Origin of the sequence: Photobacterium sp. GJ3 (genome assembly GCF_018199995.1) — a bacterium.
Taxonomy (GTDB): Bacteria; Pseudomonadota; Gammaproteobacteria; order Enterobacterales; family Vibrionaceae; genus Photobacterium.
The window spans coordinates 147,345-160,276 of the sequence record NZ_CP073579.1; the positions used below are offsets into that span (position 1 = coordinate 147,345).

Below are 12,932 nucleotides of genomic sequence, written 5' to 3' on the forward strand. Positions count from 1 at the left end.
TGATAGATACAATGTTTCATATTCACAAACATTACCTTGGGTATCAGGTTTTGGCTATTTAAGCTACAGTTACACAAAACAGGATAAAACAGAAAATTTCTCTGAGTTTACCTCTGGTTTGATAGCTGGTGGCTTGAGCATTCCGTTTATCATCAACTCAAGAGTTGATTTGAATATGAATTATGACTCGGATAATTCAGACAACTATAATATTAGCTTGTTATGGAATATTCCAATCAGTAAGTTATTTAGTGCAGAAAGTAACTTGTCATTTGATAACAACGGTGTGTCTCAGTTCTCAAATGGTATAAGTAGCAATGATCTTGTGAAAGATAGAAGTGTCTATGCGTCAATATCAGCGGATAATAACTATTCTGATAATAGGACTGACAATAGCAAATATTTTTCTTCAGATGTTAATGTACAAGTGAATCGAGATGCATTTTCTGCTAATGGCTACGGTTATATTGATTCCAATGGCGAAAAGAACATGAATTTAGGTTTTTCTAGTTCACAAGTCATCACTGGAAATGGAGTTAAAGCGACCAGTAAACGATCCAATGCGTATATTTATGTGAGTTCAGAAAATAACGTCAGGAACGGTGATAACTTGTCGAGTCAGGGGTTATTAGTACTGGATAAAAATGATAAGTATAATCGAAACATGACGCTTTATAATGATTCAAATCTTATTCCGGTTGATTTATATAGCGACTATGATGCTACGATAAACGTAGAAAGTGTCGATCTATATAACTCCGGTGGGAAGCGTATTTCAGGATATGCTCAACCAGGAACAGTGTTAGAAGTTAAACCTAAATTACGCCGTATCGTGACTTTTATTGCTGGATTTAAAGATATTTTTGATCAATCTTTGAGAGATATTCAATGTAAAGGGGATGGTTGCTTAACCGTTTCTAATATTACAGATGGTGTATATAAAGTTTCAGTTTTAGAAGGTGAAAACTTTACATTAAACGACAATCAATATAGATGTATATTACCATCAATTTCTCAGTCTGGGTTGATGAATTTTGGGGAGAATTACTGTTTGCCTAATTTATCCACATCGGAAAACATGTTCATTACCTTTAATAATAAGAAAAGAATCATGACTTATGTTGGTAGTTACTCTAAGAAGATAGAAAAGTCAGTATTGAATGAAAAGATTTCTATGATGGATAGTAAAGATGTTGATATCAGAAAGGTAAATGTAGCGAATAATATTCTAGTCTATGTTCTTAGTGATGACGCAGCGTCTATCACGGCTAAAACTAAGCGTGTTATAAAAGATCTTCAACAATATGCAAATCGTGATATTCAAATCAGCAAAGATTATGCATTGCAGGCATACAGTAGGGCAGAATAACCATGAAAAGAAAGATAGCATTTTTCATTACGAGCTTGTTCACTTGTGTTGCTTCTATGAAAGCTAATGCACTTCAAGTTGATAAAATGATTTTAGTTTCTGATTTACAAGGTAATGGCGTTTTTTCTCTTACTAATGACCTACCACAAACAAGTTTAGTTAGAACAAAAATTGAGGAAGTAAATGTCGAAAATGGTCAGTTAGTTAAGGTGCCTTATACGAAGGATAATTTGAATTCTTGGAAAATTACAGTCGCAACACCGAATTTAATTATCGAACCAGGTCGAGTTAAACCATTAGGTGTACGTTCTTTATGTAATGGCGATTGTAACTTTAATCGTGATCATGTTTATCAGTTAACATTTGCACCGATTCCGTATGTCGATGGTCAAGAAACGAAAGGAAAAATTGGTATAAATTATGGTTTTTCCCCTTTGTATATTATCCCAGCAAAGGAATTAAATATTTCATACGAAATGAAAAACTTAGGAGATAAAATTTGGTTTAAAAACACTGGTAACTCAGTCGTCAGATTTCAGATTGATCAATGTAAATCACAAAAAAAATCTCATGTTTGTATAACCAGTTTTACTGGATTGGCTGGCCGGGAGAGAGAGTTTAAAATACCCGATTCGATGCGGTCTGATTCATTAAATGTAACTATTGCGAGTTATGATAACTCTTACTTTAAAGAATTTGTCTTGAAGAGACAAGAATAATGAAAATCTTTAAGATAGATGTAATTAATCACAAGGTGGCTATCCTTAACTCCATTCTATTCATATTGTTGATTATTCCTAAACTAGGATGGGCAGCAACAGTCAATGGGATGATTAAAAATGGTGAGCTGACTTGGAGTAATGGGATAAATTTAGCATTTGCAAATACGTATACTCTGTCAGATTGGCAAACGGTATCGAATTTACCACCAACGTTAGAATGGGTTGGGGGAACATTTGATGGTGCCCCTACGATAACGACTTTCACTGGACCAACTTCTGGCGTGGCTGCCAATGTAACCGTGATTGGTGCTGAATATAATCTAGGCAGTGCTAGTGGAATATCATCAACGAATGACCTTGGTGCTCATTCAATCTGTGCAATTGACTCTGGTTCATCAGGTGTTGGTATCGTAAGTATTGCAAATGATCCTTCAAGTTTCTGTGTATCAAAAGACAAAATAGTGTATGCATCATCAATTATGCCATTTTATTTTGTTCGACCAATATTTAAGTTAGATTCTGCAGCTTTAATTGACGCATTACGTTCTGCATCAGCAATTGAGGGAACATATACCGGCACAGTTTCTTATTTCTTGAAATATTTTTATAGAACAAGCAGTGGTGCATTAACCTATTATCTTATTCCACAGACCTTTTCTGTGTCGATTTATTATGAGCCTGATTTTCTGACCGATGTTTCTTTTGTTTCTAATACATTATCAATCATTCCAACATACGATACAGCGAATCGTTCAGCAGCAGGTACTGCAACTTTTCAAGGCATAGCAACAGGATATTTAAGCCAAGGGCTATTGCTGCAATTCTCAAGCCGAAATTACAACTTAATCAATGTAGCGAATGGAAATTATAAAATACCTTATTCAATTTTTTGTGCTGAGTGTCAAGACCAGCAGATTGTGATTGACGGGGTGTTACAATTAGCAAACAACGAGACGGTCATTTTACCGGGATCCGACCCTGGTAATTTACCCTTCACTTTACGGGTGGATTATAATATTACCGATCCGACAACAATAATTTCTGGTGATTATACAGACTCATTTACTGTTATTTTTATTGAGAATTTATAATGATAAAGTTACTATTCACAAAATTAACATTATTAATGGTTGTATTTAATGTTAGTGCAAGAGAATCTGGATATTTTATCGGTAGTAATGCTCAGGTCTTAAGTACAGAAAATTCAATCAGATCCGAAGATGAAGTGTCTTATGGTATGGATATCAATGCAGGGTATCTCTTTAATGACTATCTGAGTATTGAAGCCGCTTATGGGCTAGATAATGGGTTACTCGGTGGAGAGGATTTTAATCATGGAGATCTGCATTTAATCGGATATATACCTCTTTCTGATTCTTTTCGATTTTACTTAGGCGGGGGAGGGACATCTTTTAGCGGAGATATACTCGCATCAGGGCAAGTCGGTCTGAAGTATGCATTAGCTGACGATTTTGACATCAATACGGGGTATAAATTTTACGCTAAGCCTGACTCTTGGGGGAAATTTATTGAAAGCTTTAATATAGGTTTTGTCTATTACTTTGGGCAAAAGAATCGAAATCAACAAGTCAGCTCCTCAAGACCAGCACAGGCAGAAGAGATTAAAGTTGAACAAGTGATAGTTCAATCAGTACCAAAAGAAGAATCATTACGAACCAGTGTACTGAATTGTATAGAAAGTTCTAGTCGAAATCTGATTGTTCATACGGTTAAAGAAGGTGAATGGTTACTTAAAATTAGAAGAAAATATCAAATGACTTTAAGTGAATTCATGAACTTGAACCAAGGCTATATCAATCATTTGAAAAACAAAAACATCATACAGCCAGGTGATAAGATACGAGTTTATCATGAGACGCATACTGAGGTATGTCGTTAAATAAATCATCTGTGCCTTTGGTCTCCATGATTTTTCACCCCCACAAAGTGTGACCAGTTTATTTGCTCTATATGGGTCGTTTTGAAACTAGAGGTTTCTCGTCGCCTCCGGGATTCAGCCAGAGGCACATCACCTAAACGTTCAAGTGCGCGCTCTTCATTGTCATCGCATATCCAGGTCGTCAACGCTTTTTGTACCGCTTTGGCTAGGCTTTTTGGGTCCCCTTTGATTACTAATCGATTGTCACTATCATGCTCGTCTATCTGGCTATCTCAAAAGCACTGACGATATGGCGTGTCAACACCAACTTACTTTGACCACATTTCACCAGTTTAGAATGTTCGGTTTTCTTGGCTGTAGGAACCGCGTAATACCTTGCCGTGACAACACCAATCAACTCGCTATCCGAACAAACGTTGCCACCTGCATCCATTTTGAAAAGTAGACTTGAAACGGATCAGGTTCAACGGAAGATACAACCCTGGCAATCGTGTCATGAGCTGGGATGCTCTGGAGAAAAGCCTTTTGTACTGAATCATTCGCGATCTTGCCCTGCATCAACGCTACTTTATTCGGTAAAAATCCATTTAGGCTGTCTCAGCAGAGGGAGTGTGGACAATCAGTTATTATCATTGGAAGAGACTTGGGACAACATGGCGAGGTGGAGAATCGAATATCATAAGTTTCGTCCTCACTCATTGCTGGAAAGTTTCACGCCGTTTCAATTCTGAAACGGCGTGAGATATCCGGAAATATTAATTGTTTTTTTTTTCGGTTTCCTGGTCGGTAATCACCTTTGGGAATCCATTCAGCCAATCAAACCAAGATATTGGCTGAATGAATCGCTAGAATTCGGTTCATAATCAATTTCCAGGTGGTAAATCATAAGTGAAAGCTTGAAATGAACTGATTCTAGTTGAGGTCGAAAGACTGTTATAACCAGAAAAACCAACCCAAAAATCACGATTCAAATCTAAATTTGAAATATTTAACGTTCCTGCCGGAGTCTCCGGTCGAATATCTGAGTTAGGGTTAATGTAAATATCCATAAAACCACTGTTAGCATAAAACCAAATATTTACGCTTGGATTTTTTACGTCACGAAATGGAGCAACTACTGCAGTAGTCTGTCCAGAGTCAATAAAATTATAGCTTGCATTCTGAAAATAACTATAACTAAATCCATAAACAGTGGAAGAATTTGGTTGACCTGTTGCTCTCCCCCCACTTGTCGCTTCACCGTTTGAAAGTAAAACAGTCAAGTCTGGGGTTAATTGCTGTAAGTAGAAAGAAGAACTACCATAATAAGTTACTGGGTCTGGTTTAGAAACCGTATAGTGGGCATAAAAATGAGATCCTGAGAATGCAGTATTATACATAAATGCACTACGACGATAAGTTACTTTTTGGTGTATAGGGAGTCCACTATCATCAATAACAGAACCATCTGTTTTATTAGTATTTTCCTGCCAAAGTTGAGGGTTAGTCACATCAATTTCTTCATTAAATATCACTTCTTCATTCGTATAAGCTCCAGCTACATCCAGGTTCATCGATTTAAAAATCAATACATTTGTTTTATCGATTTTCGTTTCATTGATTGTAGCTACATCATAATACACATTACTGGCAACTCCTTGAAAGTCAGTATAAACCATGTCTGTATTATTATTGTTTAACCATAATCCATTCTCGGGAAGAGCAAGGCTTAAATCGACATTCTGGTAGGGAGCAGGGTTGCCATCGGGATCATAAAGTATCGCGTTAATATTAGATTGGATCCCGTAATCAAATGTAATTGTAATATCTGACCATGAAAAAGGTTTGGCACTACTTTCATTTGAGTCTAATCTGACGCAAGTAACGTATTCAACAGCAGCTATATCGACTTGTGTGATCGTTGAAGAATTAAAATTGGCAACATCCACAAGAGTTTCGCTGCTTTTATCTGCAGTCCAAAATCCCTTGCCGCTTAATTTTCCTACTGGCCAATTATGGCCTCCGACCTTCTTTGAGGCAGTGATATTTGCGGCATTATCCAGCAGTAGTTGCAATTCACGGCTTAACGGTAGTCGGCCATTTCGTAATTCACAATAATCTTTCGCCTGCTGATAGCTCATCGCAACCATTTTTAATCCACCATTTGGCATTCCGCCATTACTGTCATCTACGATGGCGGCATAATTAATATTCATAAAGTCGGCAACTGGCTTCGTCAGTGGCGCAGAAAAAATCACATATGGATTAATCTCAGCACTCAAAGCTGGATCATTTGTTTTAATATCATCCCAATCTTGAATTAAGTTAAATTCTGGCGTAACGACAACGTGCAATATGCCCGAAGCAAAACCACCGCGATGGTCAGTAATCGTGTAAATAATATCATGTCCACCTGGTCTGGTTGACGAAAAACTGAAGGCAGTATTGGTGACATCATCTGGGGCATTTAGTGCAACTGTCGCATCCATCGCTTGTACATCAATGAGCTGTAAATCATCACCATCGTTATCTTGAATATGTCCGGATACATTGCCTAATGCTCCCAAATCAAAAGTGATTTCTTCACCTGCATTTAACTGTTTCCCGGTATAAGTAAATCGATCTGCTGTAGGAATACTATTACCTGTACTATCAGAAATGGCAATCACTGCCGATCCTTGCTTAATTTCATCCGTCGTGGAATCAATGTAAGAATATAAGATGGAGACGGAGCCTTTTTCCACCGGAGTATAAGTGATGGTATCTGATGAAGGTATACTGATTGCTGTTCCGCTGCCTAATACTGTTACTGATTCAGATAGAACATCATTTACTGTTAATGAACCTGCTGGCAAATCAGTTCTAGGATTAAATGACAGTTGACCATCTGATAATTGCATCGAGTAACTTAATGTCGACAGTGTATTATCAGAATATGTACTGGCAACTGCTAAACGCACAACGGCACTTTCTGTGGTTAAAGGAGAGGACAGAGAGGCGACTCTATATTGAAAAATACAGTCTTGAGTTTGTGTGCCTGACACTGTTAAGTAGTCTGTCGATTGTGCATCAATATGACATCCGTTGCCATTTTTAACACTCACATTTTGAAGCTTAAAACCCGATTGATCACTGGTTTGAACGCTTTTTTTTAAATCAATTGTTACCGGTTCATTAATGATCGTCCGTACTTGAGTATTTGCAGCGTTAATCACAACCGTTGAAATCGGAGTCGATGAATTATCCGTCTGAGCTGGGTTGTGTGGAACAGTTGAGTCATCACCGCCTTTGCAAGCAGAAAGAAAAATCAATACAAAAAATGTTGGGAAACATGCTTTGCTTATTTTTTAATCAATGGAGGCTTTTTATTTTGATAACTCATAAAACATTACTCGATGACTCGAAAACTTTAAAAAAATAATGATACTAATCTTTTATACAAATCACAGTCGAATTCAGCATAAAAATACACAAATCAGAAAATACCTACAACATCAACGATGCTGATTGATTTTTAAGGAATTGTTAAAGGCAACTGGCTTTCCACTGTTTTTATGTGCGACTTGTATGGAGACACAGATCTAGAGATAAGCTCATCATTCCCTAAACATAGAACGAAGAATGAGTACGCCTAGTTTCTTATGCTGAGTTTTTATTGAACATCATATGTTGTAGGAACATTCTGTTTTTTTGGGTTGTGCTCACCATATTACTGTTTGCTGCTTTTAAATGTGAGATACTCACAAATTGAGTGTATTTTAAAATTAAAATTGATTTTCTCTTGGTTGGAAATCTTCAATTTTTTATTTAATATCATGAACTTATTTATAGGTGGATTGCGTGTGTAATGTAACTCAAGGCTTAAGAAGCAAGACTCAATCTAGTCGTTTATTAAGACTTATCTTTCTTTTGTCCGCAACGCTATTCATTTCTTCCTGTGGTGGCGGTGACGGTGATTCTGAGACTACCCAAAATAATTCTGACAATGAAAGCACAGGCTCTCTTCCGAAAACCGTAGAAATAATCAGTGATATTCAAACGGCTAAAATACTTGTAAATCAAGATAAAAAACTGTTTTTAGATGTGAAGGCAAACATTCCGCTATCACAACTTAAGATAAAAACTTTAACAGCGCTTGATTCATATACGGAAAAAAATTGTCAAGTGACAACTGATGACCAAGGCTTAGACTTTCAAGTATCCGCTGAGTCAACCTCTGAGTGTCGCTATCATTTTAATGTGGTACCTACGTCTAGGGTTTATACTGGCAGTACGACAAATTTATTGCGAGTTTCCGCTTCTGCAACTTCCACAGAAGAAAATTTACCTTTGCTTTCATCTGTTGGTGATATTCATCGTGATGTTATTCTTGACCTCCAAGGTTTGCTTGGAACAGATTGGCCTGCTGGTTATCTCCTACAAGAAAATGTGCATGTGTTTGGTAATATTGCCGCGACGGCATCAGGAGATGCTGCGCACACCATCACTGTTTCTACGGCAGAACCGGGTGTGGTTCGTGTCCTTTATTCTTTATCAAATGGAACAGACACTAAGTTAGGTACCATTGATGTGGCATTTTCGTCCGGTGTTAATCATCCTCCAGTTATTCATATCCCAATTTACTATGCAACCTATCAAACAAACGGTGAAGGCGTATCAAGTGATGTTCCAATCGATTTTGGTGAAGAAATAGTCATTGATTTAATGAACTGTAATATCAATGGTGTTATCTCTCCGTGTGTAGATAGTTTTGACCAAGATGGTGATCCGATCACGATTTCAGAATTAAACTCTTATAACAGCACAGTGACTAAAACAGGCAATTTATCCTTCACTTTTTCTTCAAATCGTGCGGGACTTCAGCAAGTATCTTATACCATCACAGATGGAAAGGGCGGTTATGCAGTTGGTTTGGTCTCTGTATTGGTTGAGCCTGATATGTCATTGGCCAATATGCTTTGGGGAACGATCTATACCCAGTTAGAAAACGCGGTGCCACCCGGGCCGAATGTTGGTACGATTGGTATTGCACTTAGCCCTCCTATAACCACTGAAGTTGCTGACAGGCTAAATATTGCCTATAAAAATTCATATATTGAACCTAGAATTAATCCGGGATTGTTTACAATAGGTGTTGATTTTTCGACTTTTACTGGTGGTGAAGTTGCTACAAATGTTTCTATGGCTTTGATGACGTTTGGTCAGGCTCAAAAATATTGCACTCTGATGGGAGCACGGTTACCTACTCAATATGAGTTAAGAGCAGGGTTAAATAATAATGTTTTATCAGAGCTTGGTTATCCAGACTCCCAGTTTTTTTGGACTGGGAGTATGTCTGATGCCAACGGTAATATTTTTGTTTTAGATTCAGATGGCAAAATAGATGTTACTACATTATTTTACGATGCTGTTAATCCAGATAATCCACTCAATGATACAGCTTATGCAACTTGCTTATTAGATGAAAATACAACAGATGGTACTGTTGATGGTGTTGTAGGAAAATTGAAAGTAACAGATTTAGAGGCGACGCATACAGCGGGAACGAATAATGCGACGGTATCTGGTTATCTAACCGATGATGACATTCTTAATCTCGGTGCTAGTCTTAGCAATATTTCGTCTGCGGAATATCGGAATATCACTTTATCGGTGGATCCTTATTACGGTATGTTTAGTAATGGTAAGTCGTCAATCACTGTTAAATCAGGAGATTATTCAAGTTGTGTTAATGCGGAATGTATCAATGGATCTGCATTTTCTGCCACTTATATTGATACGGCCTTAACCAGTGCTGTGATTAAAATAAATTATCCAGATTACTTAACCTCGTATGTTACATATAATGTGTACGATTTTATTAATGACAGTTTTACTTCTATGCAGGTTAATAATGCCAGTCAGTGGCAAGTACAAACAACGAGTGCCAGTCCACTGCCTATTGATTTGAACCAAGGTCTTCCAGTTCGTTATGGTGTTGGGAACAAATATTTATATTTAAGCAACTTAACTTATCTGCCGAAGGAAAGTATTACTGCGCGTTTTAAAATTAGCAAAATGGATGCGATTCAAGATGATGGGTCGATTAGCTTTTTTATTGAACAAGGTGAACCTCTGGCTAATAATTTAGTGATGGATCCTGTTTATGCTTTCCCTCAATTGAGTGGGAATGCTAATAATATTTATGGTTTAACACTAATCTATAAAAGTGATACCAGTACTGGTGAGTATGTGTTAGGAAGGGCGATTAGAAATGGCGTGATAGGTCAAGAAGAAGGTGTCTCAATGCCAGAGATATATAACGGTGACTTATATGTATGGGTGACTATCTCTAGTAAAGATGCCACAATGACGGTTTATTTAAGTACTTCAAGTATTCGTCCTCGTGAACCTTCTGGAATTGTTGATATTACAGGTTTTGACCCAACGAGTAATTTATATTTTGGTTTCGCTGGAGTGAATAATTTACAAATTGATGATACTGCTTATATTAGTGAGGGCAATATTATTACATTTGATAAACCATTGTAATATTACTTGATTGTCACCTTTATTGTTGGCGGCTTGTTTCCTCTATATTTAGAAGTGGCAGTGATTTGTTGGTGCTTGATTTAAAAACATTGAAGTCTTAACTGATAAAGTGTTAAGCATTGCTATGCTATCGAGTGTAATAGAAGTAATCATGGGTGATTATTTTTATTTTACGGTGGTTGGAAAATATTCGAACAATTCAAGCAATGTTTTAACGAATGAAATAACCTAGCGTTCAAGGGACCCAAATGCGGCCTCATTTCTCAGTACAAATGGCTAATAAGGTGAGGTTTTGGAAGGTAAACCGGAAGTTCAATCCCAAGTCACAGGTACTTATACTGTAGAAGGTACGGGTGAAGTTGTGACGTCGAATACTGTCATCGTGGCAGTAAGGCAAGAAGATCCAACTTTAACTAAAATACAGATTCATGGCGTCCTTTCTTATACGGAAGGAGAAACAGGCCGTTTCAGTGTGGTTGCGGCCTATGAAAATCCTGTATCAACTGAGGATGTTACCGCTCAAACAACGTGGATAAACTCAAATCCTTCGGTTGCCAATGTGAGTGCGGATGGTCATGTTACAGCCGTAAAAGCAGGGACGGCGACAATTACGGCAACATTCAATGGAAAAACAGGCATTGTAACGATGACTGTTCATCCTAAAACTGTTTTAGAATCTATTTCAATTACAGGAGACAATGAGGTCGTTGCACTTGAAACACTTTCCTTGAGAGCAATCGCCAATTTCAATCATCCAGAATCTAGTGAAATTATCGCCAATCAAGTGGTTTGGGCGTCATCGGATACTTCGATTGCGGAGGTGAGTCATACGGGTGTTGTCAGCACTTCAAAGTCAGGCACGGTAAAAATTTCAGCAACTTTTGAAGGGAAAACGTCAACCAAGACGATTGTCGTTAAACAAAGAACAGGGCTTTTACAAGCCATTTCTAATGCCACGGATTATTGGGTTGGTGATAAGATAAACATGCAAGTTAACCAAACTTATTTGTTGCCAACAACGTATGTTGATGTGCTGGCCGATACAAAATTAACTTCTTCAAACCCTTCGGTAGTTAAAGTGGATGGTACAACCTTAACTGCCGTAGGAGAAGGTACGACTATTATTGGCGTCCACTATAATGGAAAGGAAACGAATAAGTTGATCCGTGTTTACAGCCCATATTTTGATTCAGTATTTATTTCTACAGAGGATACAATCAGAGTTGGTCGTACAGGGGTGTTTAAAATCTTAGGATATTATTCAAATCCTGAAAGAACGGTTGATCTTACCTATGCGATTCAAAGTACGAGGAAATATCGTTTTATTCTCTATAATACAAGGGCGAGCTTTTCATTCCACGGGAAATATTTGGCCAAAAAACCTGGGGAAAACAGTTTTATACTCAAACATAAAGATGGTACTAAGATTGCCAGTAAACAAATAACGATTATTGATGGTAAAACAGTGTTAGACTCTGTTTCAATTTCTGGAAGCGATAAAGTCGTTGCACTTGATACGCTTTTTTTGGAAGCAGTTGCCAATTATAATCATCCAGAGTCTAGTAAAAATATCACCAATCAAGTGGTTTGGGCGTCATCGGATACTTCGATTGCGGAGGTGAGTCATACGGGTGTTGTCAGTACTTCAAAGTCAGGCACGGTAAAAATTTCAGCAACTTTTGAAGGAAAAACGTCAACCAAGACGATTGTCGTTAAACAAAGAACAGGGCTTTTACAAGTCATTTCTAATGCCACGGATTATTGGGTTGGTGATAAGATAAACATGCAAGTTAGCCAAACTTATCTATTGCCAACAATGCATGTTGATGTGCTGGCCGATACAAAATTAACTTCTTCAAACCCTTCGGTAGTTAAAGTGGATGGTACAACCTTAACCGCCGTAGGAGAAGGCACGGCTGTTATTGGCGTCAACTATAACGGCAAGGAAACGAATAAATTGATCCGTGTTTACAGCCCATATTTTGATTCAGTATCTATTTCTACAGAGGATACAATCAGAGTTGGTCGCACAGGGGCGTTTAAAATCTTAGGATATTATTCAAATCCTGAAAGAACGGTTGATCTTACCTATGTGATTCAAAGTGCGAGAAAATATCGTTTTATTCTCTATAATACAAGGGCGAGTTTTTCATTTTACGGGAAATATTTGGCCAAAAAGCCTGGGGAAAACAGTTTTATACTCAAACATAAAGATGGTACTAAGATTGCAAGTAAACAAATAACAATACTTGAATGATATTAAATCTGTACCGTGAAATATTGTAAATCGAGTGATTTTATTGCTCGGTTTTTCTTTATATGGGGGATGATAAGAATATTATGATTGTCTTTGCCCGGTTCCCATTTAACGTGACAATTTGATACGAGCGGCAGGTCACTTGCGTATATCGACAGTGGGAACTCATTTGAG

General features: G+C 37.5%; 7 protein-coding genes. 6 read left to right on the forward strand and 1 reads right to left on the reverse strand.

Annotated features, from left to right (window positions below; all coding sequences use genetic code 11):
- Positions 1 to 175 precede the first annotated feature (175 nt).
- The 4 genes from KDD30_RS17520 to KDD30_RS17535 are packed head-to-tail and all read left to right on the forward strand — an operon-like array spanning position 176 to position 3,991.
- Positions 176 to 1,369 carry a CS1-pili formation C-terminal domain-containing protein gene (locus tag KDD30_RS17520; protein ID WP_249199461.1) on the forward strand — a complete coding sequence of 398 codons (1,194 nt, stop codon included), beginning with the start codon at positions 176 to 178 and terminating at the stop codon, positions 1,367 to 1,369.
- Between the two features lie 2 nt (positions 1,370 to 1,371).
- A complete protein-coding gene (locus KDD30_RS17525; RefSeq protein ID WP_211651296.1) occupies positions 1,372 to 2,088 on the forward strand; it encodes a hypothetical protein in 717 nt (238 codons plus the stop codon).
- Positions 2,088 to 3,182, forward strand: coding sequence for a hypothetical protein (locus KDD30_RS17530; protein ID WP_211651297.1), 1,095 nt, complete (start codon positions 2,088 to 2,090; stop codon positions 3,180 to 3,182). Before KDD30_RS17525 ends, KDD30_RS17530 begins: the two co-directional genes overlap by 1 nt.
- Positions 3,182 to 3,991, forward strand: a complete 810-nt coding sequence (locus KDD30_RS17535; RefSeq protein WP_211651298.1) for a LysM peptidoglycan-binding domain-containing protein — start codon at positions 3,182 to 3,184, stop codon at positions 3,989 to 3,991. Before KDD30_RS17530 ends, KDD30_RS17535 begins: the two co-directional genes overlap by 1 nt.
- Positions 3,992 to 4,854: 863 nt before the next feature.
- On the opposite strand, the gene KDD30_RS17540 is transcribed toward KDD30_RS17535, so the two are convergent.
- On the reverse strand, positions 4,855 to 7,281 hold the full coding sequence (locus KDD30_RS17540; protein WP_211651299.1) for a hypothetical protein: 2,427 nt from the start codon (positions 7,279 to 7,281) through the stop codon (positions 4,855 to 4,857).
- 529 nt (positions 7,282 to 7,810) lie between these two features.
- Between KDD30_RS17540 and KDD30_RS17545 the strand changes: the two genes are divergently transcribed.
- Both KDD30_RS17545 and KDD30_RS17550 read left to right on the forward strand, forming a co-directional pair.
- On the forward strand, positions 7,811 to 10,501 hold the full coding sequence (locus KDD30_RS17545) for an Ig-like domain-containing protein (protein WP_211651300.1): 2,691 nt from the start codon (positions 7,811 to 7,813) through the stop codon (positions 10,499 to 10,501).
- A 292-nt stretch (positions 10,502 to 10,793) separates the two neighbouring features.
- On the forward strand, positions 10,794 to 12,758 hold the full coding sequence (locus KDD30_RS17550; RefSeq protein ID WP_211651301.1) for an Ig-like domain-containing protein: 1,965 nt from the start codon (positions 10,794 to 10,796) through the stop codon (positions 12,756 to 12,758).
- Positions 12,759 to 12,932 lie beyond the last annotated feature (174 nt).